The following is a 26876-nucleotide window of genomic DNA, read 5'->3' as shown; positions in this document are numbered from 1 at the left end:
ATGGTGACGGAAGGCAAGAGGAACCCGTTCAAGGGTCGGCAGTTCACGGCGGAGATCATCCTGTGGGCAATCCGCTGGTACCTGCAGTTCCCGATCAGCTATCGCAATCTCGAGCGCATGTTCTCCGATCGTGGCATTCAGGTCGACCACACAACCCTCTTTCGCTGGATTCAGGCCTATGCACCGGAACTGGAGAAGCGCATTCGTCCGCATCTGCGCATGACCAACGGCTCTTGGCGCGTGGACGAAACATATATCCGAGTGAAGGGCGTATGGGTGTACCTGTACCGTGCTGTTGATGCAGCCGGACAGACCATCGACTTTCTGCTCTCACCCAAGCGGGATGCGGCTGCTGCCAAGCGCTTCTTCCGCAAGGCCCTGAAGCAGGCACATACGGTCAATCCGCGGACTATCACGGTGGACAAGAATGCTGCCTATCCTATTGCGACGAAATCCATGAAGCAGGATGGAGAACTCTGGCGCTTTACCAAACTCCGGCAGGTGAAGTTCCTGAATAACATCGTCGAGCAGGATCACAGGCGCATCAAACGGTTGGTTCGTCCTGGGCTGGGGTTCAAGAGCTTCACAGCTGCCTCGCAGACGATTGCCGGCTTTGAGGCGATGGCGATGATCCGCAAGGGACAGGTTGTAGGTGCACCAGCGAACGACATGGGCGCACAGCGCGACTTCATTGCTACCCTGTTCGGCGCAGCCGCCTAACCAGCGCCCTTGGCTGGCCTTCGCTTGACCTATGTCAGGAGTTGCAACGGAACCGCCCCGCGACCGCTGCGCACACGGCAAAGCTGATGAAGGCAACGCGCACCAGAGCCTCGGGCGACAGCGCCTGCCTCAGACGGGTACTCAAAAGGGCTCCGCCGACTGCCCCAATGCCGAAGGCCCCGAGCAGCAGGCCAAAGGTGAGAGGACCTCCCTGGATCAGGTCGCGGGCGGTGAGCGGCATCAGGGCCTGAACCGCGACAGCCGCCAGACCGAACACGGCGCCCCGTACCAGCACGACACCAAGGTTGGGCGACATGGCCACGTACCGGATCCCGGCCGCCATGGCGGACCCGAGGCTTTCCGGGGGCAGTCCCCGAGGTGGGCGGGCAGGCCGCCAGCGCGCCAAAACGACGATCAGCCCGAGATAACTGATCGCGTTGACGGCGAAGGCGGCAAACGCACCCACCGCAGCGACGATGAGGCCGCCGAGCGCCGGTCCGACGCTGCGGGCGATGTTGAAACCCATGCTGTTGAGGGCAATCGCGGCCGGCAGGTCGGAGCGGGGCACCATCTCGCCCACCAGCGACTGCCAGGCGGGACCGTTGAACGCCGTGCCGCAGCCGATCAGGAAGGTGAAGGCCAGCAGCAGCCAGGGCGTCACGAGACCAAAATAAGCGCACAGGGTCAGGACGACCGATACGGCCAGCAGGAAGATCTGCGAGGTGAGCATGAGCTTGCGCCGGTCGAAGTTGTCGGCGATGGCCCCGGCCAAAAGCGAGAACAGCATGATCGGCAGCGTAGTCGAAGCCTGCACCAGGGCGATGAGATCACCCGATGCGCCGATCGAGGTCATCAGCCAGGCCGCGCCCACCGATTGGATCAGCCCGCCGAAGTTGGATGCAAGGCTGGCAATCCAGACCGCCAGGAAGATACGGTGCCGGAACGGGGACAAAGCCGATGGTTGGCTGTCCGATCCTTCAGCGTCTTGTGGCGGCATGGAGAACCCGAGGTGAGATCAGGGCAGAGCCAGGCCCATGGGCGACTAGGTAGGGCCAGCAGCGGCGCCTGCCAGAGTGACGATCACGTCATTGGCGAGGGCTGGCGTCAGGCTGAGCCGCCGGTGTGCGCCTTAGGTCTCACAGGCGGTTGGGCCGCCAGCCTGCTGCACTGGCAATGGACGAGGCTCATCGGCTCGATGCTCAGCCGCCTCCTGTAGCTGGGCGGGCGAAGCGGCCGCCACGCCCCTAGGCCGGCGGGGCCTCGCCTGCTGTGTCCTCTGCTCCACGATCCGGCGCATGCGCGCCAGCGCGTGCTGGACCTCGGGACGATGGGAGACCTCTGCGGCCGAGAACTCGTGCCGGCACAGGCGGCAGGTCAGATCGGCTCCGAACTGCAGCTTGCGCAGCCGGACCTTGAACAGCTGCTGGCAGAAAGGGCAGGCTAGCGCGATCCGTGCGCTCCCATGATCCTCGAACAAATCGTCTCCTGCAGTTGAGTTATGTCGGCAAGTGCTCAAGCATGGCAGTAAGGCGACACCGAGGCGTCAATCGTGGGATTGCGTCACACGATGCCCCAGGCGTGGTAGCGGATGCGGCCAGTAAGCTCGCGCGGCAGAGCCCCGCCGAGCTGGGCTAGCATCAGGTCGACGGCCTTAAGCGTGATCTTCAGGAGCTTGGCCCCGAGCGGCACCGTGACCAGCGGGCGCGACAGGAACAGGTCGACCAGCTCCGGCAGCCTGGAGTTGGAATGGGTCTTGGCCGTGACCCGGCGCATCAATTCACGAGCGAGGATCAACCGGTCGAGGTTCTTGTGGGCGATGGCCAGCGCCTCCTCCAATCCTTGGCAGAAGCCCTCCAGTCTCTCGGCGGCCCCTTCCCAGCCCTGCGGCCGGAACCGGGATTGCTTGAAGCCAGCGGCGAGCGGCAGCAGCTGGCCTGTCAGCCCCCTCGCCCGCAGGATAGCGGCGGCGACTTTCCGCTAACTAGTCCTTTGCTGGCGCGGTCGAACAGACCGAGGCACGCTCGGCAGCACCCCAAAGTTGATCGCGCGTTAGCAAACAGGTCTGATATAGCATTTTAACATCACAACCGGAGCCGCTGGTGGTCGCCGTTCAGCGTCAAACACCTTAGGGCGCCGGTGAGGGAACGCGGGTTGCAAATGGCCTGCCCGTCGGCCCTTCCACTGGAGCGTGATCGCGGACATTTCACGCAAACTCAGAAGCGCCTGGAACCCGGCTTTTTGCGAACAGTCGCGCCGCAGGTTCTTCAAGCGACGATCACCCCTTCCGCAAGCCCCGCTTCATTCTTGCTAGGGCTCCGGCTAGCCTTCCATTCGTCGGGCGCGCGTGCGCGCGTATTCACTAACACATTGCGACAAATCGGTCGGGGGCTGGGGCGAGTGAGGCAGCGAAAGAGAGTTAAGTCGGTCCATGTCTCGTACGGGGCAGTCTCCCGCACAGACGGCGAAACCGCACAGCAACGATCGCAGTACCAGATGGGCATGCTGCCACAATCCCAAGGCAGCCTCGCGTCGAAAGCGGGCAGCACTCATCTGAGGCCCTGGCTCTTGCTTCCCCCAGACGCTCCGGAATGGGCAGCCGACCGCGCTCAGCTTTGGGCGCACGCGGGCTTGGCCGAACGGAGGTATGATGCGCAGGAGGCGCGATCCTTTGATGTCAGATGGCCCAGGGAGTTGCCCCTCGAATTTACGGACGAATTCGTTCAAGAACTTTATGGACGTTTCCGGGATGCCGGCCTCGCGGTTCAGGTCGATCTCGAGACAAAACCCGCAAGTGACGGTCTCCCCAATCCGCATCTGCATGCGATGATCTCAACCCGTCCGCTGAGACATGATGGCTTTTCCCGGCTGAAGGACAGAAGCCTTGTGCCCTGGTTTATCGCCGAAGGAGGAATTCGCCCGCGTCGCGTTGTTGCCAAACTTCTCACCCGCATCGCCCTCAAACACGGGATTGATGTCGTGTTCGACCATCGACCGAATGCTGAACTGGGATTGCCCTTTCGGGAGGATCCACTGCCTCGCTCATATCTCCGGCAGCCCGAGACAGTCGCAGCGAGGGAGGCGCTTGCAGCGCGCGAGCTTCAACGGGCCCGCCGGCACGAGTGGACAGCAGTGGCGGAGGAGGTGGAGGCGCTTGAGCAGGAAATCGACATGCTCGCGAAAGAGCAAGGCGCCCTTCTTGGCAGCATGGGTCGAGTAAGGCCGACCACCCTCCAAGAGGCACCTGCAGGACGGATAAAATCCGAGGTTTGGGACGAGATCTGCGGAAGCCTTCCCCTGCCGCTGGGTGCGCCGGTCGACCTAGGCGAGGGCACCCTCGCAATCCCGGTCGGAGACGGTGCCCTGGTCGATTGCGGGAACGAGCTGCGCATTGAGGGCCCGCTCGACAATGATGCGGCTCTCGTGATCCTTCACCTCGCCCAAGTGAAGGGCTGGACATCCGTCGCCGTTGAAGATGTTATGGATGGAACCCCTGTTTGCCCTGCGTTCTTCACGGTTGCTGGTATAGTCACAGAGCCTGACGCATGGCCGGTTTTCAGCGCATCGGAGCGCCTTGGCATGGCGATGGTCGTCAGTGCCGCCCGCTCGGGGAAGCCCCTAGACGCTTTTGAGAAAGCGTCCAGTCCGGCCGCGCACGAGATTAGCCAACGGTTGTCCATTCTGGCATTGGACTGCGTACCAGACCCGTCTGAAGTCGAGATGGCTGGCTTGATGACGGCTGCGACCCGCTCGCTTGAGCCTGGGGCAGCGCTCTGGGAGAAATGGAAGCTGAAATTCGAATTCGCATGGGCCGGGCTGAAGTCGCCCGTCTCTCGGCACTACTTGCCTCTTCCGGAGCTCGAGGCTGACCTCGCGATTCCGGATCTCTGACCTGCCGGCAAAAAATTCTGGATCCTTGCAAAGGCATAATCCTCCTAGAGGGAGATGCTTAGGAGGATCCCATGGCCGCAATCATCCGAAACGCTGCCCAGCTTGCTGAGGCGCAAGAGCAAGTAGCCAGGAAGAAGGCGGAGGCGAAGGCTCTCAAGAAGGCGATCCGCGATGGGTCGCGGTATCTTGAGATGGCCGTGAATGCGCTCATAGGCCAGGTGACACGTGAGCTCTGGCTAAAGGGGACCACACCCACGCCTGAGGCGGTCCTTGCCTATGCAAAGGAAACAGCCACCAAGCGGCAGATCGATGTGGTTGAACAGTTAGCAATCGTGCTCGGAGCCGAGGCGGGCGCTCCAGCTCTACTGGCTGAGAACCCGCCTCAGGATCAGGTCGAAACCACTCCTGCCATCCAGGGCGATGAGCTCCGGGAGGATCAGGACCCAGCCATGGATCAACCAGAACCTGCCCATGCTGCGCCGGTCAGCAACGGCGGGGCTGAAACGGCCGCGAGCGACTGCCCTGTGGTGGTCCCCAAGGCGGCTTACAACGGGAAGAGTGACGCGAACCCGCCGATACCCAGGCCATTCGCCGCCTGGGGTAAGCCGCCCCGGGCGCGATGAACCCCTTCCGAAGAGACAATGTGCCGCCGCGAGTGGATTATGGGGCATCGGTCAGGGCGACGGGTCGGCCATTCATTGCTGAGACGATTTTCGAACGGATGCTGGTTCCAGGATCCGAGGAAGGGAAAACCCGTGGCGCGATGAGGTCGGCCACGCCTGAAATCACCGCGGACCTTGACGTTTTCCGGATGATTTGTACATCAATATGTAGTCACCTAGGGCCGCGGCTGCGGACAGACCCTTGGATCGTAAGGCTTTGGGCCTGAAACGGCGGAGTGTCCCGCTCCCTCCGCCATTATTCGTCTGTAAGCTATTGATTATATTCGTAAATTCCGTAGGCAGTTCAGACCTTCCCCACCTTTGTAGTTAACTTGGCTATCGAACCGTCTTGCCTGCACAATTAGGGCTCCGCGTTCCTGCACCATTTACATGGTAGGCGGAGCACTCGGGCTTCTCATCAACGCAGTCTTCCTCATGGCGCCCTTGGAACTCTGCAGAAGCTCTGCCGTTGTCTTGGCCCAAAGAACAGGGGGACGCTCATGAGCCTGCAGAGCACCGCTTACACCGGCACAGCCCGCCATCGTGCCGAGGATGACCTCTTCCACTATGACCGGTCTCGGGCTCCTAAGCCCACCGAATGTGATACGGGTCTGTCTAGCTCCAAAGCCTCAGCGCGATACTGGGTTGTCAGCATGCGCCCGCGCTGGCTGGTCAGTCCGGCTCAGCCCCTTGTCAGGCCCCGGTGCGAGGGATAGCCGACAACTGAGCCTGAAGGCTAGCGCGGCGAGTGGAACATCTCATCAGCCCAGCGGTCATAGACATGCTGGATGATGAGGTAGGCCTCGTAGGCTCGGTCATAACGGTGGGCTGTCGTAAAGCGGTCTCTCAGGGCGTACAGACGCTCAAGCCGATGGGTCCATTGAGTCTGACGTTCGCGTGACATGAACCCCTCCCTTCAAGGGATGTCAGCGATGATTTTAAACCCTTTCCCTGAATGAACAGTGCGCGAACGCATTATGCGAGCGACACAGGCGCATTAGAGGCAGTTATAAACCGAGCGGCGTATAGATACTGAAGAAGCACCTGAGGATACATCCGGTGTCGTAGCGTCCACTCGCAAGGACAGGCACTTACGGCGGGTGCGGTCCACAACAGCCTTTGGTTGCTGGTGACAGGATCCGCAAAGAAAGAGCGCCCATTCGGCTGGCGCTCCAGGTGGGCCGCTAGCGCGACCATTCAGGGAGAACGACCGTGCCAACTAGGCACAAGAACGAGGTTGCGCCGGAAAGGTTAATGAGCCTCTACCACGACCAATCATATTGGCACTCTCTCGCGATTAACTCCTGAAGAGGCTGAACACATGGGGCAGATGGGCCTTGACGACCGCAGACGAGAGTTCAGACCAGGAATGCCCCGCTATTTCTTCGACACCTTCGATGGCGAGCGCCTCATCCCTGACGTTGACGGGCTGGAGATGCAGGATCTCGCAACGGCCAAAGCTGAGGCGCAGAAGGCACTGCCGGATCTGGCCAGAGACGCCCTTCCCGACGGCAATCATCGCACCTTTGTAGTGAGCGTAAGAGACGAGGCTGGGAACCTTGTGCTGCGCGCCGCCCTATCACTAGTCGTGGAAGAAGGCACTCTCGACGATTAGGCGGCCACAAAGAGCAGACAGGGTCAAAAAAGAAGCGCCTCCCAAAGGAAGGCGCCAAGGGGACCTGTAGGGGCAACTTCAGGAAGCTCTCATCATCGAACCTGTTCCGGCGAAAGAGCCAGATGCTGGTCACTGCTCATTGGAATACGGTATACCTCTGGCGAGTAGCGGCCCAAGGTTATACCGCCTCCAGATGCTGCTTTATATCCCAGAAGGGAACCACCAGCACTGTATGTCCCGTTTCAGCGACCACCTCGATAGCGATGTCATGCCCGGCTTCAGACGGCATATCCTGCCATGGGCTGTGGAACTTGCGACTTGCAACTCTCAAAGCCTCATCCCGCGCCGCGTCGGCATTCGGCAGATTAATACCCTCTAGGTCCTCGACACATCCAAAGCGGCTACGCATATCCATGAAGTAGCGGGGCATGAACACTCCAGTATGCAACCCCACCGAAATTGCCAGGTATGGTTCCAACGGCATAGCTCGCTCCCAGTTCTGGGCTGGGGGACTAGTGACACTATTCCTGGGAGGCTCAGGCTTTCCGTTTTCCGAAGACTGCCACAGCCCCTGTGCGTTGCGATTTTGGAATCGAAATCTCTTGGCTGAAGCCACCTCATCAGCCTTATCGGCGCTCTCTAGAGGTTCGATTAATGAGCTGAGAGAGCGTCAAGCGGCATGGTTTGCACCGCCTGGCCTGAGGCATCGACAATCTCCAATCTCCAGCCCTGCCACTCATCAGAGTTCGAGGGGTCTTGGGCTCGAAGCTCCTCGACGGCCTCTAGGGCGGAAATCACGGCGGCTTGGACACTCGCCGCCTCAATGCCCTCTTCGTCGCGGATCATATTATCGCCGTCAGTGAGATTGAAGTAGTAGCGCGCTGGCACCGAAGGCCTCGGCGCGGGTACAGTTGACGAGCCGACCGATAGGTCAATCTCCATACTGTCTCCAGCCGGTGCTGGCTTACCGTTGGTGGGTATTGTCATCGCTGAAACATCTTACTGAATTGGCGGAGAGGAGAGGCTGGCAAGATCCACCCAGCCTGTGCAGGTTGGAAGCTCAGGAACGAGGTACACGTGGCTCCCGTTGATTCTCTCAACCCGACACGGATAGGCTCGTTTGTCTCCTGGAGGCCGGTACAAGACCAAGCTCCCCTCGGAGATATCGTTGTCTGAGAGAGGGTCAGGAGCAGTTGCTACGTTAGCTCCCGGCTTCAAGCTCGTGATGGCACCAGCAGAGGTGCTCTGTTCGGCTACCCGGATGCGGTCGAGAGCAGCGATGGCGAGGCGGGACCGGTCCCGATAACGATCCATGACCAGCTTCAGCGGACCACGCCCCTGCCCGGAATGCCAGGAAACCCCACCTGCTTTGGCCAGCTCCGCCGCCACAGCCTCAACTTCATCATCCGTCATGCTCGCCCCCTATACAAGCATCTAGGGGTGAATTCCTGGGCCGCAATACATGAGACAGAGAGCACGCCCAAGCCTCTCTTCTTCGTTTGGGTTACGGTTAATCTGACTCCGAGGCCGCAATCTGGTTCCACGGCGGTTGGGGAGAAGTTTCTCTATAAGGCACCTGAAGCTTGCCAATCCGTTGCCCCAACTTTGGCTGTATTGACGCTGAACCACCGTCAAAGCCGCTTCATCGCCCCCGTGCCTGCGATAAGTCAAGGTACCTGGAGCCTCGGCTCGTGCTCTCGAAACATTCCGATAAACTTCGTGAAGGAATAGATCAGAAGCTGCCTGCGTTTGCTGACCATAGACGGTCAACTCAGATGCAGGAGAGTCTTAATGAATGTCATTCGACACCCCGAAGCCGTACAGGGCATTGCTTCAGATCCTAGGCACCTCACCAACACGGGCCCATCTCTTCAGTGTGCGGCGCTCCTCTTCGTTGCCTCCCTCGCTTCCTTCATCGGAGCAGCCCTGCCGCTGGCTAGTATTTGAAGAAAACGCCGCCTCTCTCGCACGGTGTGTTGAGGCACACGGAAAGATTTCCAATTTAATAGTTAGTTTACCATCGTATGAACGCCTAATTGCATTGCGCCTCACGGGAGGATGCTTGTGAACTACGACATGGATTCACTGAGAACCCCGAATGGCTCGTCCGACAATAACCGGTCGGTGCCTGCTCTCGAATGGATGGGCCTGCTGCCTGCGCTCGGCATCTGCGCTTGGGTTATCCTCAACTTCGGCTGAGAAAACCAACGTAAGCCTAATGTCAGCTTGCCGTCAGGTGCTCGATTGCGCCACTACCCGCTACTGTCTTTGTTGCGCCCTCCAGCCTCCACGGCACAGACCAGAACGAAGAGGCTGAGAACGGCTGCTAGTTGAGCGAGGGGTTCGACCGCAGCCGGTATGCTGTCGTGGAAGGGACCACAGGCAAGGACAGAGAGGATTAGGATTGGAAGAGCGGTCCAGACCAACACTTGCCACCTCCACGTACTGAAAGCAGTCCACGCAGGGCAGCCAAGCGGCAGGTCGGCCATCACCTGACGACCTGCCGCCTACGCTGGGGATATGACTTAGGTGGTCTTGTGAGAACTGTTACTGTCCGAGAGCGGGCGTTCCTCGGGGTTGCTGCCATGGTCCTGCCGGCTCTGGAGGATAGCCATGGCACGGGCAACAGTGTCATCAACGCGCTTGGCAAAGCCATGAATGGGCTGTCTGAGCATAGTGTGTGTCCCTGTCATGAGGTCGGGAACGTATACGCTACGCAACCAAGCCGTAACGCAGCTTGGGCAGAGAGGTTCCCGCCCGAGTGCTCGCTGACGCCCTATCATCACACATACGAACGGGCCCAATCCTCAGGATTGGGCCCGTGGTGACACGCGGTCACTCGCTAGTCGCGTTTATCCGGGTCAAACCGGCTGATTAGTTCAGATTGTCGAGCGGAAGGATACCTCCAACGCTCAGACTGACGGCGTGGAGACATGCTTCAGCCCAGGTGGCGTTTGTATCGTGGCCTCCATCCATTCAAGGCCGGGGTGGGTGCTCGGTCCGGTGAGTTCGTAATTGGCTGCCGTCAGGAACCCACTACGACAGTGTTATGCCAATCGCTTGCGGGTAACGGGTATTCAAGTGCGAGACATCAACCCGTCACACAGTCCTAAGCCCGCCACGGGATGTTGGTTTCAGCGTGGCCTGAAAGGAAAAAGCCGTCTTGCATGATTTGTTTGATGGCTAAGCTGAAACCAGCTCACGGGTTCGTGAGTTTCGGCCAACATACGTTATTCGAGTTTCTATAGGCAGAGCAGCGGGGAGAGCCATGCTGCCAAAGGATACTCATACTCTGCTCAAGGTTGGGAATATCCCGCTGAATTGCCTGCCTTTCCAGCAACAGCAGGTCAGCGACATCCTCGGCCACTCACTTCGTAACCTATATGAGGACGTGCTGAACGCACCCATTCCAGACAACTTGCAAGCTCTTGCGGCAAAGTTGGAGCCAAAGAACGCGCATTGAAGCTCACTTTCAAGAAGAACCACCCCTAGAGTAGCAATCCTAGCCTTCATCATGAGAGGAGACGTGGCTTATGCCTCGGTACTATTTCAACCTTTACCAGGGTTCCCGACTCGTCTCCGAAGATGATGAAGGCTATGACTGCCCCAGTGATGAAGCAGCTCGCCAATTCGCGCGACTGAACCACGGCTTTGTTGCACTCGATCCAATTCTGTCGAGTCCATCAGGCAAGTATCACTTTGTAGTTCTGAACGCGGACAGGCAAAACATCTTCACCATGCCCATCTCGCAAGGCGTCAACTCTGCAGCCATTTCATCGGGCGTCTCATTTCTGTCCTGACGTTGAGCAGGAGAGCTTAAGTGACCACAATAGCTCGCGAGGTTCCCCATGCCGTGCGACGATTTGGTTGCGCAGTGTTTTATGGATGAACAGGGTTCGCTCTCGGTCCAACTCAGGAACCGCGAGCGAACCCTGAAGTACCTGGAGTGCTGCTATCAGCAGGGGCTCTCGTGGGAAGATGCCAAGCAGCAAATCGAAGTCTTTCTCCAGCAACGAGGTGCTCCCCATCAAGGGATTGTGCGACAGCTGCAGCTTGCCAAGCCGCTGCTTCAGCCGTGGTTGTACTGACTCCGAACGAACATCATAGCCGCTTCATCAGCCGCGCCGCGACTGACCAGAACTTTGTTCATATTCCGGTAGCAATCCGGAGGCTCTCTGGCCTCAGCTTCGCGGAGATGGATTGCAACCGGGCGTCATGGGCAGCCCACATTTGCCGGGTCCTTGCCTTCCGCCTCTTCTCCTTCTCCTGCGCGAGAGCAAGGGAACGCGCTTTCGTAGAAGGCACGGTTGCCCCCCTGCGGCAGCGACCCTTGATCCTCCTATAGGTCGCTGTGGAGGCAGAACCTTGATACCCCTCGCCGCCACGCTGTTCACCCGGTGAATTGGACTGGGTTCGGAGAGTTTAGCTGTCGCATCAGCAGTGGCTCTCCTGGATGCATTCGATGGGATTAAAGCCGAAGCGCCGAGTACGTCACCGCCTGCAATAATCGGGGACCCGATAACTGCCAGGTGAGCCCGAACGCGTCGGCAGTACTCCACCGAAAGTGGTGTCATGCGCTCCTCACCGTGTCCTGCTCGGTACTTCATGAGTGCGCGGCACAGGTCACCGCCAGCAAGCTGCCACGCACGACCAAGATATGCGACGCCATAGTGAATGTTGATTCCGGGCTCAAACAATCCGGCCAACGTGCCCCTGTAGCCCAGCATGGCCGCCGTCGTAGGACGGATCTGCATGAGCCCGACCTCACCAACTCCTCCAACGGCACCTGGGTCATAAGCACTCTCGACCAGCACTACCGCGTCGGCAATATCAGGCGGAAGCCCCGCCTGCTCGGCCTCACGCCTGACGGCGTCAAGATGAACCTTACGCCTTGGTGTATAGGCTTCAGGCATCCCGACAAGGCCGTCGATGGCGGGAGGCAGGGGGATATCTGGGAAATCGGCTGAAGATGCCTGTGCTGACGCAGAAGCAGTGAAGAGCAGAAGTCCAGACACTAAGCAGGCGCTGACGTGGTTTGGATTGCGCAATGAGCCCCCCTGCTGCCATTCAAGGTTAATTAGAGACTGGGTCGAGCAGAGTAACTCGCGCGGTTCAACGGCAGAATGGATAACCATGATTACTCAAAAGAGCCGGTAATCTTCACTGTAACGAATACCTCTTGGGAGGTCGCTTAGCTATAATCGCTTCATCAGCCGCGTCGCTGCCATAACGACCTGAGCATCAAGCATCTCCTCAGCAGCATCGTACCTGGCCACCCAGCGCTCGTAGGTCGCCCACCTCATTCCCTTGGGCTTTGGCGGCACGTCCCACTCATCCGGGTCCGCATCTCCGAGCAGAGCCGCTTTCACTTTGGCCTTCGTGCGCCATGCCCGCCCGATGGGGTCGAGGAACTGCGAGGCGTAAGCAGCCCTGCGACCCCAAGCATGCCGGCTTGCAAAGTATGTGGCCCCGAGGGGGCGATACAGAACTCGCACCAGTCGTCCAGTCCTGGAACAGACAGCGTACCATTGCAGGCCGCCAAAGTGCCTCGGCTCCGACACCAAAGAGAATGCCTGCTGCTGTCCTTGAAAGGACAACTCCAGCAAGCCGGCATAATCCGACAGCTTGAGAACGGCTGTAATGGTATCGCCCGAGCCATAGGTGAGCACGCATTGGATACGGCTGCCGGGTTTACCAGCGCCGCCCGGGATGAGCTTAGCGAGGTCCAGCTTGGGTCCGCTCTCCAGGGTGAGGCGCTGCCGGTCACGAGGCATGACGACGTCCTCTCGGCCGCAGATCCACTACGGCTCCCGAGTGCTCGTTCCCTCCCTCCACCCTAGACCCCATCTGGTAGATTAGATGTGTACCTGTGGTGGGACCGGCTACAGATTTAGGCTCGTCAAGATCTCGGCTCTCGTAGAGCGCCGAGACGCTCGCTCCCCTTTGTGGTCGCACCTGTGCAATGTCAGACGGTACTCGGCGACATGTGAAGGTCTGCGGCTTTGCCCCAAGCCTCGATGGCATCGTAGATTGGCTCAGGCAAGTCCACCGGCAGCCTCATGGATGACGTGTCATCTGCGGCTATCTCCGCCAGTATGGCGCGGTAATACTCCACTAGGTCCGATTTGTTTGACTCTCGCGCAGCAGCAAACAACGAGGCGGATTGAATGGAGGGTGAGCACAATAGGCTGAGGAGCGCACGCATGTTCCTGTCTCGACCTTAGAAGAACTGGCTTGCAACATGACTGTTCTTAAGCTTGGTAGATGTGCGTCGACACACGCTACAGAGATATGGGTGTGATGCCGCAAAGAAAGAGCGCCCGTTTGGCTGGCGCTCTAGGTGGGCCGCCTGTGCGACCATCGAGGGCGAACGAGCGTGCCTACAAGGCACAGGAAGAGGCTCCGCCCGAAAGGTAAACGCATCCTTAACTCAATAGCCACTGGGACGCTTATCCGCCGGTGCTGCCTGCCCCGTGAGCCCTGGCGTACAGTTCCTTCACATTGACCATCATTCTGACTCGTCGGCTCCCACACTTGGAGCATCGCAGCCTCAAGGCCATATCGGGCACCGGAACATCAGGAGGCCATCCCTTCAGCGGCACCTCGGCACCATGGCCGCAGTTGTGCGCTTCGCAGTATGCCATGACTGTCCTGTAGCCGTCAGCGAGGCTCTGCCCGACCGTGACTGGCGGGATCTCGTTGCCGTCCGCGTCATAGGCTCGGCGGGGATTGCGGCCGGATCTCATTTCGGCCTCGTGGGCGGCATGGGCAGGTACTTGAAGGTCAGCCCTTCAGCGGCATTTCGAACAGCCTCGCGGCTGACGCCGTACTCGCGGGCAAGCTTGCTGTAATGCCCGTTCCCCAGACGCAAAGCGAAGCCGTGCATCCCGGACCTGCTCCACCGTCAGCTTGGGTCTGCCCATCATCGTGCCGCACCTGAATAGAACATAAAGTGAACATCTACTCAGATAGCAGAGCTGTCGAGAGAGGTTCCTGCCCTGCGAGCATGCCTGTGAACTGTGTGGATAAGAGGCTTCCGGAGCGCGCCTCTCGCAGTCGCTCGGCTGCAGCTCTCCATAGCCATAGGTCAATGAACTTACACTTCAGGGCGTGCGGCTACCGCATTGTGTCGATTTGTGAGTCGAAATCTTTTGGCTAAAAGCCGCTTCATCAGCCCCGCCGCTGCTGCCACTGGCTGCAGGCCCCTAGAACCTCATCGGGCCCTCTCGAAACCCATCTCAGTTTCGTGAAGGAATAGACCAGTCGCTGCCCCCGTCTACTGACTATTCACCGTCAATTCAGGTGCAGGGTCGTCCTATGAGCGCTACCCGACATTCGGCAGCCGGCCAGGGCACCGATTCAGGTCCTGAGCATCTCACCAACCCTGGCCCGTCAATTCATTGTGCGTTGCTTACCTTTGTTGCCTCTGCCAGTGCCTTATCGGGGGGTCCTTCTGTTGACCAGCATCTGAGAAGGCAGCGCACCTGAGCATTCCCTTGAGCCGGGACAACTCCTGCTCCTAACCCTGGAGGTAACGATGCAGCACAAAGTCGAGTTGGTGGCGCGGGCCATTCACAAAGCCGGGCACCAGGAACTCCCGTGGGATGGTGAGTCGTCCGCCTGTAAGGAGCGCTTTCTGGAATATGCCCGCAATGCCATTAGCCTGCTGGGCGAGGACATCGGAGTTCTTCTGCTCGCGATGGAGAAAGCCACAGCCGGAAAGCGGATGGGAGATCCAGGGGCGGCGCCTAGTTCTGTGACAGTCGCGAATCCTCAGGCGACGTAGCCTCGTCGCTTCGACTGGTTGGAGCTTCAAACCCATCAGACTGGCGGCCTGAGTTGTCAGTATCATTTCGCGCCGCCTGCTTGCGCCTTTGGCGGTACGGCCTCCGCCGTGTATAAGCCTCTAGCCAGCGCAAGTCCTCTTGCAACTGTTCAAGGCGCCTCAACAACTCGGCATCCGATAAGCTGTGTGAAGCGGTATAACTGGGTGCCTGCGGCGCCCACGCTTTGATGATGCTACGGACCATCTCCAAGGAGGCTGGCCCCATACCCGGCACCGTCAACCAGTGTTTATCCGGGATTTGGTCCACTTCTCGGAGGCTGGGACAGCGCCCATTGAACTCAAGCAACAGAGCATAGCTCACTCGCGAGGGTACGGCTTCAAGAGGAAAAGGCTCATCTAAGGGCATGTGCCATCCTGAAAACTCAACCACGTGAGTTTCTATTGCGTCGGGCAGAACAGGGCTAATCCAAGGCAGATCACGAGCGGATTTTTGTTCCCACCGACTATAGCTCTTTGGGCACCTGCAATCATCCGGAATTGACTGTGCCTCCCTCACCGGTATCCAAGCGGAGACTGATCTTCTCTGAAATCAGTTGAGGGGATCGGCAAGAGAGCCGCTGAAGGTTTCAAGTCTCACCGAAGCCGCCAGAGGTGCCTATGCGTCGCGCTGGTGTGTCCAGGCACTCATCCTTCCTACAGGATAGGCGGATAGTCTTGGCTTGCCTTCAGGGAGGCCAAACGATGAAAACCGTCCTTTCCTACTGCTCGGCACGAATGTTCTTGAAAGCATTGCTGCCGATGGTCGCCATGAGTCTTCGTCAACCCGAAGGTGCAGGGAATGATAACGCCCTTCAACGCCACACCGGGTTCACCGCCGAGCACTCCAAACGAAGGAGAAGCACCCCGTCTCCTCATTTCAAGAGGGCTGCCTTCGGGCTGACCGGGCCCGTCGTTGCAGCGATAGCGCTTGTAGCTGGCATTCTCGCACTGCCCCTGCTTCAGGGTCTTGTTGTGCCTATCACCACAGCCAGAGAGGCAAGATGGGACCTTATCCGAGGCAACCCAATCGCATCCATCCGACTAGAGCCGAAAGAGGATGGGTGAGATGGTTCGAAAAGGCGCAACCGGTCAGGAGGCACAGCGACATCCTCCTAGCCGCAGGTTCACCACGAATCCTGACTGCTGGTTCGTCACCTCCACCCTAGACCCCCTATGGTAGATTATATGCGTCCCTGTGGTCGGACCGCTGGAGGGTTCAAACGACCCTGCTCGGTCCCTGTCATCGGACCGCGGGCGGTAATTTTCTTTCTTGAGAGCTGTTACTGTCCCTGAGGTCGGACCGACTGTCCTTTCCATCGGACCGGCTACAAGTTCCGCCTTATAAAGAGAAACTCTACAGAAGCTCCGCCGTTGTTCTAGCCCTAAGAACGGCTTGCTTTTTCTTTCTTGGGCATTTTCGCTTCCCGGTTCCCGTGTTGCTCACGATGTGCCATCGCACATCCTCCGTCGTTTAAGCTCAATTTCGCGGCTGGTCGCCCGCCTACAAATCACAACACAGCGTGCATCAGGATGGAGGCGGTTGCGGGGAGGCTCCGGGCGGCAATGCCTCTTGGTCCCGCTGACCTAACAACTGCCGTAGCTCGCTACTCACGTTGCTGAGTGGGATAGCTTCGTATTGCGAGACAGTGATGCAGCGGCCCTCAATGCTGGCCATGACCACAGCGTCGGCAGAGGGTTGTTGGCCTTCGCCTGCCTGTGTGCTGGCTGGACTACGCCGCTCATCGGCTGGACTGCCCTCCTTCCTGAGAACAATCACGTACCAGACGCTCCCCGTTTTGGCCGCCTCTGCCAGCATTCGGGCCTTCTGCTTCGCCTCATTCAACGCCTTACGGCGCTCTTCAATCGACTCGCCACGTGTGAAAGCCAAATTCGGAGGCGTATCCCCGCTTTCTCCATACGGGTGAACGAAGTTCAAGGTCATCCGCAAACCGTCGACCTTGACCTCTTTGATAGGAAGTGCTGTGGCCTCCCTCCGCCCTTGGACGAACTCCCGGACGGCCACATCGCACGACCGGAATTCATCCTGTTCTTGCGCGGCGTGAGACTGCGGTGTTCGCTCTTGAGCCGAGACGCTACGTTTGCGGGATGGGGCCCCCTCCGCTCCGGCGGAGACAGCTAAGGCAAATGCAACAGTCAATAAGAGGATCCGAACCATGGCTCCACCCTCCCGAGACACGGAAGAACGTCGCCAACCCGGCCAATGGCCAAGCTGTTCGGTGTCGATGGCTCCTCAGCCGAGATGGGACTCCATACTCTTAACGCTGTTGGCGTGTTTCTAGTTGCTAGAACGCTGAGGACGTCTGCTTCAAAGCCCGGATGGCAGCAGCAAGCTCCCGTGATAGGAGGCTTCGCGCCACGAGATAATCCGGCCCAAGAAGCATACTGTACCGCGTCCGGCTCCCCAGGTGCGCCGCCTCGCACAACTCGGCGGCTCGCTCCAATGCGTCGTTTTCAGCCTCGCGAATGACGAACGCAATCCTGGCGAAGCCCCTATCTGTTAACCTCCAAGAGGGCCCAGTATCTTCGCCTTCAGCCAAGTCAATATACATATGGATTGCGTCTCGGAGGCTCTCGGCGCGCTCGTGTGGTGTCATGTATGCCATACCCGAACTCCCAAGGCTTGCTGCCATTGCGCCTGTGCTTCAGCACCATCAATGAGGCTGCTCCCAATGTTGTTCTCGCAAGCCCCAACAGCTAGAGACAAGATCCTAGTGGCCTCTCTCAAAGACGGGACGTTTTATAGCCGTGTCGGCACCCATTGGGACGCACCAGACTTCAAGGGATTGGATTGGAAGGACCTTGAGCAATCATCACAAAAACCGTGGAGATGATGCCGCCGAGCAAGAGGCTGCCGAACAGAGCCATGCGTACCGGGACCCGATAGCTCATCCAAGACAGACGGACGGCCTCCTTGTGCTCTTGTCGAGCGACAACTTCATCGGCATTGATGAGGCGTAGTAGCGTCTCAACATCATCCAGCAGGTTGACCATTTCCGGGGACATTGCCAGCTTGCGCCACTTCTGGCGCTCCGCCTTGCTAGTCTTGAGTTTGACCGATTTAGCCCCGAAATGCCGGGCCTCCCGGATCTCGGTGCGGATCGCATAAACGCTAAAAACCATGAGAAGCGGCACCAGGATGACAGCAATGACAATTGCCCAGTCTGCCGACGTTAGGTGGGGGACGAAACTGCCCATAGAGTATCTTCCTCAGATAGCCCGTTACCTCAGATTGGAACACGGCTCGGAGGCTTTGTTGCGGCAGCTGATAGGGTGCTAGTCTCTCATTGAGCCGCACGGCGTGCGCTAATATCTGAACCGAATGGGCGTTGCAGGGACAGGGGTCAGTTCAGGTCGCTGTCGAGAGGCTAGTCGGCCGGTGAGCGCAGCGAACCCTCATGCCTTAAAACCGCAGTCGGGACTGCGCTCACCTCGTCTAGTAGAGAGCATTCCTCTCACGCTTGTCATGTCTGAGTGTAGAGGAAATCAATCTGTCAATCGAATGGTTCTATCCTTGCATACGTCAAGCTCGGAAGGCTCTGACGTTGCGTCATCCTCGAAAACAGCGGCCACAACCACCATGCATCCGCTTGTTTTCGGCAGCTTCAGAGTGGCTTGTGCTTTAGGGGCGAGTGGCTTTGACAGCCGAACTGTTTGACCGTTGGCCCCAATGGCAACATCAGACGCTGGCACCTCGCGGGAGTTTGTAATGACCACAGCCGAGACTGGTTTCGGCTTCGTAGGTGCAGCAATGGCAGCGGGGGCAGCAAGAAGAAGGCTGGTAGCAGTAAGAATGCGGACAATCATGACTATTCCTCTCGGTTAACATAGGGAGGCATCATCCGTGGGAGGAGCATGCAGAGCTGCTCCGAAAAGCCGTTGCTCTAACTGTAGCTGACGGTAGGGTTCAACTTGCTCAATGCGCGTCGCCGCCTTCGAGAGAGCGGCCATCAAAGAAAGAGCGCCAGTCGCGTTGACGCTCAAGGGAGGCCGCCTTTCACGGCCGGCTCCAGAGGAAACAACAACCGTGCCGTTTAGGCACATGGAGAGGCTGCTCCCAAGACCTTAACAAATGCTTGCATGGTGCAGAGCAATTCTTCACCCGACCTAGCTGGAAGGCGCTGGCTGCCAGAGCTTTCTCATCAGCCGCGCCACTGCCATGACGAGTTGCGCGTCCAACATCTCCTCCGCACCGTCGTACTTGGCCACCCACCCCTCATAGGTAGCCCACCGCATGCCCTTCAGCTTGGGTGGCACATCTCACTAGTCCGGGCGCATCCCCGCGCAACGCCGACTTGACCTTCGCATTCGTCGCCAGACAGACCCGGTTGGTCAGGGTCCAATCGGGAGCGGCCACGGATCTCGAATTAGGCTCGGGAGCCTTCCTTCCGGGTCTGTCTCGAAAACTCCCGACAGCAAGCTCTGAGGAACCGAGAAAGTCTCGGTGACATCCCGCCAATGAGAGCGTGGGCTTAGCGACAGGTTTTCTGTCAGCTCAGGGAAGAGGATCAAGACGGGAGTATCTGCAGCACTCGCCTCTTGTTCGGGAAAGGATGGTTCGGCCGGTTCCGGAAGCGGAGGCAGCAATTCTGCGACCGGAAAGCTAGGTTCCGCAGGCTCCAGAAGTGGTGGCATCATGGCTTCCGGAGACGCCGCTGAAACAGGAGGAGCGGCAGGTTCTGGAGCGGGTGCGGGTTCCATAGCTGGCGGAGGGGATGACAACGTTGGCGCTGCTGGCCTCTGAGGCGCTGGAACTGCCACATCTACTAGTCCAGACCAAAACGGTTGTGGGGCTGACGGCAAAGCCGGTTCTGGCGGCGAAGGCAGCGATGCTACGGCTGGAAGGCTGGGCTCAGCAGGTTCGGACGGTGGCGGAAGTACTGCAGCTGAAGGCGGCCTATGCCAAGGCTCGTGTGGAGCCTCAGATGTATGCGACTCTGGGGCCTGAGGTCTTGGGCGCTGCTCTGTTTCGGCGCCTGCGTCGACTAGGCGGGTACGAGCAGGCAACCGTTTCTCCGCACCTTCCCTGATGACGGCACCCCGCCGTCTCTCTCCCATCGTATTGGGGCGTATGTTATACACGGCTTCTGGCGCAGTGGATGACGGAGCAATGTTGGCCGGTGGCACCGCTCTTTGGGCGCAGGATGCACTTATCCCGCTCAGTACGAGGACAGCAAAAGCCCCGAGCTTACGCATATACCTGTGGCCTCCCCAAATCCGCTCTTGGAGACCCATGAGGCCTCATGAGTATGCAGGGCTTTCGATGCCGACTGCCATCATGCCTCGAAGGAACGTCCTCTCGAAAGCTTACACGACAGTCGGGAGGGCATATCCCTAATTCATTTCAGGGTTATATTGGAGAAGCAAAGCCCCGCCGAAGCAAGGCCTTCCCGCTACTGATCCCCACCATTCAGGTGTCCGTTTGCACTACCATTTGGCTTGCTCACAGACGCAACACTGGCGCGTATCCCCGCCTCAAGCACTCTTGAGGCATCTCCACCACTCGTCTGTAAAGCAGGTCTGACAGTGATTGGAGTGCGCGGGGCCTGGGAACCGACGATCCGGTCGGACCGCATGAAACTCAGGCTCCCGTTTACTTTCAAGTGACGCCGCTCGATTACCTCGCCGGTTTGGGTGTCAAGAATGTGCCACCATTCAGAAGGCGTTTGGTTATCCCGACAAGGCGATGATTTGCTTTTGCGTCAGAGTCACAGTCGGCTGGGCTGAGGCGGCTTGCTCAAGGACAAGCCAGTGATCCTCAATCTCCTGGGCTACGTCCCGGTATCGGGCCTTAGCCTCAGACAAGTCTTTGGTCCGGAGGCTGCGCTTTTCCTCGCGCTTGCCGACGGACGTGAGGAGGCGGGCAGGAACCCGCCTGCGGAACCAGTAGACGCCGGTCTTGGGATGCTTCCAGGGACGTGCCATTGCAAGGATCATGTGTACCACCCGTGTGTACCACTCGGGCGGCATGAAACCTATGTGGAGACTGGATTTAAGGTGAACGCTCGATTTTGAGCAGGAATGGCGGAGAGGGGGAGATTCGAACTCCCGATACGGTTGCCCGTATACCGCATTTCGAGTGCGGTGCATTGATCCGCTTGCCCCTCTTCGCTTACGGTTCGAGAGATCTACCAGTAGGTTAGCTCTTGATCCGCTTAGGCCGGCCGCGCGTAGGGCGGTTCGCCGCCATGGCATCGAAATCAAGCCCGCGGAAAACTGTGAAATCAATCTCGCCAAGCAGCGGAGCCTTCGCGATCTCGTGCAGCTCGCTCCGGCGCAGCGATCCGCCATACTCCTCATGAACGTCGAGCAGCTCGTGACCGACCTGAAGCCGCGTCGTTCGCGGGTCGATCTTGAGATCGCGGTCGAAGTTGATCTCCGCGGTCCGCAGCGAATGGAACGTTTCCAGCAGGTGAGGGGAGGCTGCCGCCGCCCAGAACAGCCGCCTCACTTGTTCTGACCCGTAAGCCGACCCATCCCGTGACCATCAGCCTTGGTTCCGATGGTGGGGTCCTGTTCTCGGTCAATGGTGGGGAAGCACTCCCGACGCCTTCAGTCACCTTCACGCCGGAGAACTGGAATAAGCCCCAGATGGTGAGCGTGATGGCCATCGATGACACGGCGTATCAGGCGTCTGGCACCGGCACGACGATCTACTTCGAGCCGATTGTCACGGATGACCCGCTCTATCAGGAAGTCTTCCCGTCTTCCGGTTGGGCAAACATCGTGGACAACGATGCCGCCCCTGCGAACGATCCTCCGGTCGCAACGGCACTGAGCACACAGATCTGGGAAGACGCGCCCAACGCCGAGATCCAGGGCCTTGGTTACGACACGGGCGAATTCGGTATCGTTGAATACGAGATCGTCTCTCAGCCGGTGGAAGGCGGCACGGTTACTCTCGACCCATCCGATGGCCGGACTTTCCGGTTCGAAGGCGACAAGGCGTTCTTGTCCGCTCTGAACCGTGGGGAAACGAAGGACGTCACATTCGAGTATCGGGTGAGTGACGGCGAGCTGTGGTCCGCTCCTGAGAAGATCACGTTCAAGGTGCACGGCATCACCAATGGGGCTAATGAGACAGTCATCGCGACTGTCAACAGCACCGATAGCCAGAAGGACTTCCTCCCCTTCAACGGCGGTGACGGCAACGACACTCTGGTGTTCCAGTCGGTTCAACTCACCGAGGGCGCTGGTCTCAAGATCAAGCTTGGTGAGCAGATCAAGTGGACGCAGTTCGACGGGAAGCTCATCAAGGACTTCGAGAACATCACCATCAACGCAACGACTGGTCTGGCTGGTCGCACGCTGACGGTGGAGGGCGACGATCAGGCCAACATGTTCAACCTGTCGGGTTTCACCCGCAAGCTCTTCGTGAACGGGCTCAACGGTGACGATGCGTTCAACTTCGGGGGGAGCGGAACGGAAGCTCCAAACTCGATCATCACAGGTGGCTCCGGCAGCGACACTGTAAACGCGAGCAGCGCGGTTTGGATCAACGATCAGGCTAATGGTGGCGGAGCCTCCGGCGACGACTTCTATAACCTCGGTGCGGGTGTCCAGCACCTTCAGTTCTTCGGCTCGAACGGCAACGACACGATCACCAACTTCCAACGGGGTGCGACTGGAGACAAGCTGCACTTTCTGGGTGGCACCACCGTCACGGCGGCCATGAATGGCGCTGATACCGTGATCACCACCAACACAGGTGGCAAGGTGACGGTGAAGAATGTCGCACTGACGGCCAACGACTGGCTGTTCACCTAAGACCAAAGCGAGCGGAAGAGGAGGACATCCTCCTCTTCCGCCTAACCCGCACGGAAACGATCCAGCAGTCCAGGGACGTCTGCGGCGGGAACGGCCTCGGAGTATAGATATCCCTGCGCGTAATGGCAGCCGAGACGCTTAAGGCGGTGCACCTGGTCGCGGGTCTCGACGCCTTCAGCCGTGATCTTCATGTTCAGGCTTCTGCCGAGACCTGTGATGGCAGCGACGATCGCTTCATCGTCCGTATCCTGATCGAGGTCCTCGATGAAGGTTCGGTCGATCTTCACGTGGTCGACCGGGAAGTGCTTGAGGTGCATAAGAGACGCATATCCGGTCCCAAAGTCGTCCAGGGCGATGCTGATGCCGCTGTTGCGAAATTGCTTGAGAATGGCCGAAATGCAGTCGGAGCTTCTGCCCAGCAGGACGGTCTCTGTGATCTCGACCTCGAAAGTCTCGGGTCCAACCTGCGCATCCTGAAGAACCTCGAGGATCTCCTCTACCAGCCGAGGCTGGCTGAAGTCAGCGGAGGAGAAGTTCACGGCAACCCGTCCGAAGGGCAGATTGTCGCCGCGCCAGCGGCGCATGTCGGCAGCGACCTTCGCAACCAGTTGCCGCCGGATCGCGGGAGCAAGATCCGCATCATCGAAGGCAGCTCCGAAGAAGGCCGGTCCCAGAATACCTTTTGTCGGGTGTTCCCAGCGCGCCAGCGCTTCGAAGCCGACGATCCGTCCGGTCGATAGGCAGATCTTGGGCTGGTAGAACGGGGCGATCTGATTCCGGGCCAAACCCTCACGCAGTTCGGCACCCAAAGAGACGCGCTTTTCGATCTCGCGCCGCATGGCGGGTGAGTAGGTCAGAACGCGGTTCCGGCCCTGCGCTTTGGCGCGGTAGAGGGCAATATCGGCGCTCTTCATCAGTCCTGCAGGGTCGGAATCGTGCTCCGGAAACGACGCCACTCCGATGCTGGCGCGACTGGAAACGATGCGTCGCTTGTAGGTAAACGGCTCGCGCAGCTTCTCGATGATGCCTTCCGCGAACTGTGCCGCCTTATCCAGTGTCGTCGGTTCCACCAGAAGCACTGCAAACTCGTCGCCGCCGAGCCGCGCGACGGTATCGGATGGGTGCACGAGACCGGCGAGGCGGCGGGCTGCCTCCTGCAACAGGGCATCCCCGGCGTCGTGGCCGAGGGTGTCATTCACGTCCTTGAAGTCGTCCAGATCAATCAGAAGAAGGCTGACACTCGTGCTGCTGATCTTGGCGTCCGACAGAGCCTGCTCAAGACAGCGGTGGAACAGCCCTCTGTTCGGAAGGCCGGTCAGGGAGTCGTGGTTGGCCGTCCGCCAGATCTCTTCTTCCGCCGTCTTGCGATCTGTGATGTCGAAGGTGACGCCGACTACTCGACCGGGCGAGGCGAGCTCGGCGCGTGATCCGAACCAGAGCACCTTTCCGCTCGGCAGGATGTACCGGAACTCCGACGTGTAGGATCCCTGGGTCCTCACCATCTGGGCAAAGTGCTGACGCAGGCCCCGATCCTCGGGATGCACCTTGTCGAGAAAGTCCGCCAGTGGACCGGAGCCGATCCCAAGGAGCGACACGGCATTCTGAGAACGGGTGATGTAGTCCGTCCGGAGATCCTGCTCCCACGCGAACATGCGTCCCGCATGAAGGGCAAGCCGCAGCCGCTCCTCGCTCTCCCGCAGTCTCTCCTCAACCTGCTTGCGGTCATGAATATCCGCAACGCTGCCCACCCACTCGCGGACCGTTCCATCCGGATTCCGCAGGGCAACCGCATTCGCGAGCATCCAACGGTATTCACCATCGGCAAGCTTGATCCGAAACTCGTTCTGGTACGGGGCTCCTGAGGATACAGCCCACAGCCATGCAGCTTTGACCCTGACCAGATCATCACGATGAACGAAGTCGAGCCATCCCTGACCCGTATACGCATCGTTGATCAGGCCGCCGATCTCGAGGGTGCCCTCGAGATGCGTCAGCGTTCCATCGGGGGCTGCGAGCCACAGCACAACGGCGCTCGCCTCCAGAAGGGCCTTGTACTGCTCCTGCCTCTCGGCTGCGGCACGCTGGACCGATTTCCAGTCGTGAATATCCGTATAGGTGCCGAACCAGCGCTCGATCTTGCCTTCTGAATCGTAGGCAGGCAGCGCCCGCGCCAGGATCCACCGATACTCGCCCGAATGGTGCCTCAGGCGGCAGGTCGCTTCATAAGGCTCGCCCGTCCGAGCCGCGTGCTGCCACCGGGCCCAGGTCCCCTCGCGATCGTCGGGATGGAGCATTTCGATCCAACCCAGACCTGTAGAAGTGCCGGCCGGCGCGCCCGTAAACTGATACCAGTGCTGGTTCGAGTATTCATCATGCCCGTCGCTGCGGGCCGACCAGATCATGTGCGGCAGCGCGTCTGCGAGCGTTGCGAACGATTGCCGTTCCTGTGAGATGGACTTCTCGGCGCGTCTGAGCTTGAGCAGATTCATGGACGAACCGGCGAGCGCCACGAGGATCTCGGATTGCTCCCGCGTCAGGCCCTGCGGCCGTGGCTGGGTGTCGAGAACGCAGACGGTACCGAGCGGCAGCCCCTCGTCCGTCCTGATGACGGCTCCGGCATAAAAGCGCAGCTCGGGTTCACCATGCACGAACGAGTTGCAGACAAAGCGCAGATCTTCAAGCGCATCCGGCACGATGAAAAGGTCTGTCTGAAGGATGGCTTGCGCGCAGAAGGCGGTGTCAAGAGAGGTCTCCCGGAGGTCCACGCCAATGGCAGCTTTGACCCATTGCTGATGCTCATCCACGAAGGTGATCAGGGCAATCCCTGTCCCGCAGACGTGAGCCGCAATCGCTGCAATATCGTCGAAGGCCTTCTCGGGCCCCGTTCCCACAACCGCAAAGCTGCGCAGAGCCGCCAGACGATCGGCGATCGACCAAGGCGGGGAGGAAGTTTCGACAACACGTTCTGTCATTGCCGTCCGGACCCTAAGAACGGGGTTCTGTTGAGGAGGGAAGGGCCAGGTGCAGAGCAGCGCAAAGGTTTGAATAATGTATCATTAAATGGGATTTCAGGAGAACTGTCAGGACAGTACACAGGATTGCTTCCTGAAAGCTGAATTTCGGATGTGACTTATTTTCTACCCCGGTCCCGATCCGGACTCGAGGAGACGGCTGGATCCAATCCCCCGCACGGCTGTTGTGACTTCAGGGTTTGGATTCGTCATGATCTGAAAAGCCAGTCACCCATGGAGATTGCATCTGCCTTTCTGGTCGTTCCGTCCGATGATGAAGAGAAACCGGGCGCCTATGCGATCTTTCCTTACGACCGGGATCTGGTGCGGCGCTTTCGTGAGACCTTCCCGCGGGCTCGATGGCGCGGTGATGAGCAGCGCTGGTTCGTGCCCGGCACCACGGCTGTCCAGCGGCTCGACACCTGGATGGCCCAGGAACTGCAGGACCTGGATCGGCATGCCGATGAGAAGGGGCGCGATGCTTTCGCCTTCGAGCCTCTGGAGAGCCCTTATCTGACGATTGCAGACGACCTGAGGGTGCGCACCCCCTATTCGCGCACCATCGTGGAGGCGCTTCGGTCCATTCCCTGGGCTCACTGGGATCCGGAAGAGCGGATCTGGAGGGTGCCGTTCCGATCTTACGAAGAGCTGAAAGCGCGCTGGCGCGAGATCGAAGAGGCGGCTTTGCGCAACGAACCGGCTACCCGCCAGAAGCGGCGCGAGGAGCAGAAGGCTCACGTCCCAGAGGAAACGGCTCGGGTCCAGGCTGAGCGGCGCCGCAGGCGCTATCCCGTGCCGGGAGACGACCTGCCGCCCTTGGGGTTCCCGTTGTCGACCGAGCGATGGGGCATCGTGGTCTTCGAGGATATCGAGAGCGATCCTATTCAGGATTCAGGAGTGGCTGATCTCTATCCCCATATACGGAGCGATCCGTCCGGCTATGTCTGGGCCCGCTGGCGGATGCCCACCCTTCAGGAGGTCTATCGCACCAGGCCGGTGCGCACGAATGAGAATCCTGAGCTTCGCTCCGTCCGAGGCTGGTGGTGGGCAAGCCGAGAGGAACTGCGGGAGAGGGCGCGCAAGCTGCGCGAGGTGGATCGGGCGCAGCGCGCCCGATACGAGGCGAGGAAAGCCTCCGCCGGGGTTTGAGACCGGCATCGGGACAAGAAAAATCCGGGCTCCACGCCCGGATTTCGAGGGGTATCGGTTCTGCGACTATCAGAACGGGATGTCGTCGTCGAAGTCGCTGTGGCGGGAGGCTCCCGCCGGCTCGGGCCTGCGCTCCATCGGTGACGACCGTCCGAAGTCTCCGCCGCTTCTGATCTGGCCGGGCTCCTCGTCGCCGAACTCGGATGAGCCGCCGCCGCGGC

At 59.4% G+C, this 26876-nt stretch carries 25 protein-coding genes, 1 tRNA gene and 2 pseudogenes; 12 read left to right on the top strand and 16 right to left on the bottom strand.

What is annotated here, in order from left to right; genetic code table 11:
• Window positions 1-720, top strand: coding sequence for an IS6 family transposase (locus AC0QTX_RS23460; protein ID WP_474606224.1), 720 nt, complete (start codon window positions 1-3; stop codon window positions 718-720).
• Between the two features lie 61 nt (window positions 721-781).
• Here AC0QTX_RS23460 and AC0QTX_RS23455 read toward each other — a convergent pair.
• The 4 genes and pseudogenes from AC0QTX_RS23455 to AC0QTX_RS23440 form a co-directional block, all read right to left on the bottom strand.
• Window positions 782-1717 (bottom strand): annotated as a pseudogene (locus AC0QTX_RS23455) (MFS transporter); the annotation flags it as partial.
• 132 nt (window positions 1718-1849) lie between these two features.
• Window positions 1850-2197 carry a hypothetical protein gene (locus AC0QTX_RS23450; protein ID WP_474606223.1) on the bottom strand — a complete coding sequence of 116 codons (348 nt, stop codon included), beginning with the start codon at window positions 2195-2197 and terminating at the stop codon, window positions 1850-1852.
• An 83-nt stretch (window positions 2198-2280) separates the two neighbouring features.
• A complete protein-coding gene (locus tag AC0QTX_RS23445; RefSeq protein WP_474606230.1) occupies window positions 2281-2493 on the bottom strand; it encodes a helix-turn-helix domain-containing protein in 213 nt (70 codons plus the stop codon).
• Window positions 2494-2496: 3 nt separating this feature from the next.
• A pseudogene (locus AC0QTX_RS23440) lies at window positions 2497-2682 on the bottom strand (RHE_PE00001 family protein); the annotation flags it as partial.
• Between the two features lie 195 nt (window positions 2683-2877).
• On the opposite strand from AC0QTX_RS23440, the gene AC0QTX_RS23435 reads away from it, so the two are divergent.
• Both AC0QTX_RS23435 and AC0QTX_RS23430 read left to right on the top strand, forming a co-directional pair.
• Window positions 2878-4608 carry a MobA/MobL family protein gene (locus tag AC0QTX_RS23435; RefSeq protein ID WP_474606222.1) on the top strand — a complete coding sequence of 577 codons (1731 nt, stop codon included), beginning with the start codon at window positions 2878-2880 and terminating at the stop codon, window positions 4606-4608.
• Between the two features lie 71 nt (window positions 4609-4679).
• Window positions 4680-5231 (top strand): hypothetical protein, encoded by a 552-nt coding sequence (locus AC0QTX_RS23430; protein ID WP_474606221.1) that lies wholly within the window; start codon window positions 4680-4682, stop codon window positions 5229-5231.
• 775 nt (window positions 5232-6006) lie between these two features.
• On the opposite strand, the gene AC0QTX_RS23425 is transcribed toward AC0QTX_RS23430, so the two are convergent.
• Window positions 6007-6174, bottom strand: a complete 168-nt coding sequence (locus tag AC0QTX_RS23425) for a hypothetical protein (protein WP_474606220.1) — start codon at window positions 6172-6174, stop codon at window positions 6007-6009.
• 465 nt (window positions 6175-6639) lie between these two features.
• Here AC0QTX_RS23425 and AC0QTX_RS23420 point away from each other — a divergent pair, with 465 nt between their 5' ends.
• Complete coding sequence (locus tag AC0QTX_RS23420) at window positions 6640-6885, top strand: DUF6894 family protein (RefSeq protein ID WP_474606219.1); 246 nt, start codon at window positions 6640-6642, stop codon at window positions 6883-6885.
• 178 nt (window positions 6886-7063) lie between these two features.
• On the opposite strand, the gene AC0QTX_RS23415 is transcribed toward AC0QTX_RS23420, so the two are convergent.
• The 3 genes from AC0QTX_RS23415 to AC0QTX_RS23405 form a co-directional block, all read right to left on the bottom strand.
• Complete coding sequence (locus tag AC0QTX_RS23415; RefSeq protein WP_474606218.1) at window positions 7064-7315, bottom strand: DUF6894 family protein; 252 nt, start codon at window positions 7313-7315, stop codon at window positions 7064-7066.
• A gap of 221 nt (window positions 7316-7536) precedes the next feature.
• Window positions 7537-7827 (bottom strand): DUF6894 family protein, encoded by a 291-nt coding sequence (locus AC0QTX_RS23410; RefSeq protein ID WP_474606217.1) that lies wholly within the window; start codon window positions 7825-7827, stop codon window positions 7537-7539.
• 57 nt (window positions 7828-7884) lie between these two features.
• Complete coding sequence (locus tag AC0QTX_RS23405) at window positions 7885-8298, bottom strand: hypothetical protein (RefSeq protein ID WP_474606216.1); 414 nt, start codon at window positions 8296-8298, stop codon at window positions 7885-7887.
• 663 nt (window positions 8299-8961) lie between these two features.
• Here AC0QTX_RS23405 and AC0QTX_RS23400 point away from each other — a divergent pair.
• From AC0QTX_RS23400 to AC0QTX_RS23385, 4 genes are all read left to right on the top strand, one after another.
• Window positions 8962-9084, top strand: a complete 123-nt coding sequence (locus AC0QTX_RS23400) for a hypothetical protein (RefSeq protein WP_474606215.1) — start codon at window positions 8962-8964, stop codon at window positions 9082-9084.
• A 1069-nt stretch (window positions 9085-10153) separates the two neighbouring features.
• Complete coding sequence (locus AC0QTX_RS23395) at window positions 10154-10348, top strand: NepR family anti-sigma factor (protein ID WP_474606214.1); 195 nt, start codon at window positions 10154-10156, stop codon at window positions 10346-10348.
• Between the two features lie 70 nt (window positions 10349-10418).
• The gene (locus AC0QTX_RS23390) at window positions 10419-10685 is read left to right on the top strand and encodes a DUF6894 family protein (protein ID WP_474606213.1); all 267 of its coding nucleotides are present in this window, start codon (window positions 10419-10421) and stop codon (window positions 10683-10685) included.
• Between the two features lie 48 nt (window positions 10686-10733).
• Complete coding sequence (locus tag AC0QTX_RS23385; protein ID WP_474606212.1) at window positions 10734-10973, top strand: hypothetical protein; 240 nt, start codon at window positions 10734-10736, stop codon at window positions 10971-10973.
• A 93-nt stretch (window positions 10974-11066) separates the two neighbouring features.
• Here the strand turns inward: AC0QTX_RS23385 and AC0QTX_RS23380 are convergent, their stop codons facing one another.
• The 3 genes from AC0QTX_RS23380 to AC0QTX_RS23370 form a co-directional block, all read right to left on the bottom strand.
• Window positions 11067-11798, bottom strand: a complete 732-nt coding sequence (locus AC0QTX_RS23380) for a transglycosylase SLT domain-containing protein (RefSeq protein WP_474606229.1) — start codon at window positions 11796-11798, stop codon at window positions 11067-11069.
• Between the two features lie 282 nt (window positions 11799-12080).
• Window positions 12081-12659, bottom strand: a complete 579-nt coding sequence (locus AC0QTX_RS23375; protein WP_474606211.1) for a hypothetical protein — start codon at window positions 12657-12659, stop codon at window positions 12081-12083.
• A gap of 968 nt (window positions 12660-13627) precedes the next feature.
• Window positions 13628-13771 carry a hypothetical protein gene (locus tag AC0QTX_RS23370; protein WP_474606210.1) on the bottom strand — a complete coding sequence of 48 codons (144 nt, stop codon included), beginning with the start codon at window positions 13769-13771 and terminating at the stop codon, window positions 13628-13630.
• Window positions 13772-14422: 651 nt separating this feature from the next.
• Here AC0QTX_RS23370 and AC0QTX_RS23365 point away from each other — a divergent pair.
• Complete coding sequence (locus tag AC0QTX_RS23365; protein ID WP_474606209.1) at window positions 14423-14671, top strand: hypothetical protein; 249 nt, start codon at window positions 14423-14425, stop codon at window positions 14669-14671.
• Window positions 14672-17506: 2835 nt separating this feature from the next.
• Here the strand turns inward: AC0QTX_RS23365 and AC0QTX_RS23360 are convergent.
• Window positions 17507-17926, bottom strand: a complete 420-nt coding sequence (locus AC0QTX_RS23360) for a hypothetical protein (protein ID WP_474606208.1) — start codon at window positions 17924-17926, stop codon at window positions 17507-17509.
• Between the two features lie 1517 nt (window positions 17927-19443).
• Here AC0QTX_RS23360 and AC0QTX_RS23355 point away from each other — a divergent pair.
• A complete protein-coding gene (locus AC0QTX_RS23355) occupies window positions 19444-19758 on the top strand; it encodes a hypothetical protein (RefSeq protein WP_474606207.1) in 315 nt (104 codons plus the stop codon).
• A 640-nt stretch (window positions 19759-20398) separates the two neighbouring features.
• On the opposite strand, the gene AC0QTX_RS23350 is transcribed toward AC0QTX_RS23355, so the two are convergent.
• The 3 genes from AC0QTX_RS23350 to AC0QTX_RS23340 all read right to left on the bottom strand — a co-directional run bounded on the left by AC0QTX_RS23350 (window position 20399) and on the right by AC0QTX_RS23340 (window position 21179).
• Window positions 20399-20653: a DUF6538 domain-containing protein gene (locus tag AC0QTX_RS23350; protein ID WP_474606206.1), complete on the bottom strand. Its 255-nt coding sequence runs from the start codon at window positions 20651-20653 to the stop codon at window positions 20399-20401.
• Window positions 20654-20750: 97 nt separating this feature from the next.
• Window positions 20751-20838 (bottom strand) — tRNA-Ser (locus AC0QTX_RS23345).
• Between the two features lie 29 nt (window positions 20839-20867).
• Complete coding sequence (locus AC0QTX_RS23340; protein WP_474606205.1) at window positions 20868-21179, bottom strand: hypothetical protein; 312 nt, start codon at window positions 21177-21179, stop codon at window positions 20868-20870.
• 29 nt (window positions 21180-21208) lie between these two features.
• Here AC0QTX_RS23340 and AC0QTX_RS23335 point away from each other — a divergent pair, with 29 nt between their 5' ends.
• Window positions 21209-22495: an Ig-like domain-containing protein gene (locus tag AC0QTX_RS23335; RefSeq protein WP_474606204.1), complete on the top strand. Its 1287-nt coding sequence runs from the start codon at window positions 21209-21211 to the stop codon at window positions 22493-22495.
• Between the two features lie 41 nt (window positions 22496-22536).
• On the opposite strand, the gene AC0QTX_RS23330 is transcribed toward AC0QTX_RS23335, so the two are convergent.
• Entirely contained in the window at window positions 22537-25467 is a 2931-nt protein-coding gene (locus AC0QTX_RS23330) for a bifunctional diguanylate cyclase/phosphodiesterase (RefSeq protein WP_474606203.1), read from the bottom strand.
• Window positions 25468-25740: 273 nt separating this feature from the next.
• Between AC0QTX_RS23330 and AC0QTX_RS23325 the strand changes: the two genes are divergently transcribed.
• Window positions 25741-26655: a hypothetical protein gene (locus tag AC0QTX_RS23325; protein WP_474606202.1), complete on the top strand. Its 915-nt coding sequence runs from the start codon at window positions 25741-25743 to the stop codon at window positions 26653-26655.
• Window positions 26656-26876 lie beyond the last annotated feature (221 nt).

Source organism: Microvirga sp. jy35 (assembly GCF_056148915.1).
Note: the sequence above shows the minus strand (reverse complement) of the source record. Positions and strands in the feature narration are given on the sequence as shown.

Excerpts from the sequence above, each read along its gene's own strand:
- AC0QTX_RS23460 (WP_474606224.1), top strand. The coding sequence starts at position 1 with ATGGTGACGGAAGGCAAGAGGAACCCGTTCAAGGGTCGGCAGTTCACG.
- AC0QTX_RS23445 (WP_474606230.1), bottom strand. The coding sequence starts at position 2,493 with ATGCGCCGGGTCACGGCCAAGACCCATTCCAACTCCAGGCTGCCGGAG.
- AC0QTX_RS23435 (WP_474606222.1), top strand. The coding sequence starts at position 2,878 with ATGGCCTGCCCGTCGGCCCTTCCACTGGAGCGTGATCGCGGACATTTC.
- AC0QTX_RS23430 (WP_474606221.1), top strand. The coding sequence starts at position 4,680 with ATGGCCGCAATCATCCGAAACGCTGCCCAGCTTGCTGAGGCGCAAGAG.
- AC0QTX_RS23425 (WP_474606220.1), bottom strand. The coding sequence starts at position 6,174 with ATGTCACGCGAACGTCAGACTCAATGGACCCATCGGCTTGAGCGTCTG.
- AC0QTX_RS23420 (WP_474606219.1), top strand. The coding sequence starts at position 6,640 with ATGCCCCGCTATTTCTTCGACACCTTCGATGGCGAGCGCCTCATCCCT.
- AC0QTX_RS23415 (WP_474606218.1), bottom strand. The coding sequence starts at position 7,315 with ATGCCCCGCTACTTCATGGATATGCGTAGCCGCTTTGGATGTGTCGAG.
- AC0QTX_RS23410 (WP_474606217.1), bottom strand. The coding sequence starts at position 7,827 with ATGGAGATTGACCTATCGGTCGGCTCGTCAACTGTACCCGCGCCGAGG.
- AC0QTX_RS23405 (WP_474606216.1), bottom strand. The coding sequence starts at position 8,298 with ATGACGGATGATGAAGTTGAGGCTGTGGCGGCGGAGCTGGCCAAAGCA.
- AC0QTX_RS23400 (WP_474606215.1), top strand. The coding sequence starts at position 8,962 with ATGGATTCACTGAGAACCCCGAATGGCTCGTCCGACAATAACCGGTCG.
- AC0QTX_RS23395 (WP_474606214.1), top strand. The coding sequence starts at position 10,154 with ATGCTGCCAAAGGATACTCATACTCTGCTCAAGGTTGGGAATATCCCG.
- AC0QTX_RS23390 (WP_474606213.1), top strand. The coding sequence starts at position 10,419 with ATGCCTCGGTACTATTTCAACCTTTACCAGGGTTCCCGACTCGTCTCC.
- AC0QTX_RS23385 (WP_474606212.1), top strand. The coding sequence starts at position 10,734 with ATGCCGTGCGACGATTTGGTTGCGCAGTGTTTTATGGATGAACAGGGT.
- AC0QTX_RS23380 (WP_474606229.1), bottom strand. The coding sequence starts at position 11,798 with ATGCCTGAAGCCTATACACCAAGGCGTAAGGTTCATCTTGACGCCGTC.
- AC0QTX_RS23375 (WP_474606211.1), bottom strand. The coding sequence starts at position 12,659 with ATGCCTCGTGACCGGCAGCGCCTCACCCTGGAGAGCGGACCCAAGCTG.
- AC0QTX_RS23370 (WP_474606210.1), bottom strand. The coding sequence starts at position 13,771 with ATGCACGGCTTCGCTTTGCGTCTGGGGAACGGGCATTACAGCAAGCTT.
- AC0QTX_RS23365 (WP_474606209.1), top strand. The coding sequence starts at position 14,423 with ATGCAGCACAAAGTCGAGTTGGTGGCGCGGGCCATTCACAAAGCCGGG.
- AC0QTX_RS23360 (WP_474606208.1), bottom strand. The coding sequence starts at position 17,926 with ATGGGCAGTTTCGTCCCCCACCTAACGTCGGCAGACTGGGCAATTGTC.
- AC0QTX_RS23355 (WP_474606207.1), top strand. The coding sequence starts at position 19,444 with ATGACAACGTTGGCGCTGCTGGCCTCTGAGGCGCTGGAACTGCCACAT.
- AC0QTX_RS23350 (WP_474606206.1), bottom strand. The coding sequence starts at position 20,653 with ATGGCACGTCCCTGGAAGCATCCCAAGACCGGCGTCTACTGGTTCCGC.
- AC0QTX_RS23330 (WP_474606203.1), bottom strand. The coding sequence starts at position 25,467 with ATGACAGAACGTGTTGTCGAAACTTCCTCCCCGCCTTGGTCGATCGCC.
- AC0QTX_RS23325 (WP_474606202.1), top strand. The coding sequence starts at position 25,741 with ATGGAGATTGCATCTGCCTTTCTGGTCGTTCCGTCCGATGATGAAGAG.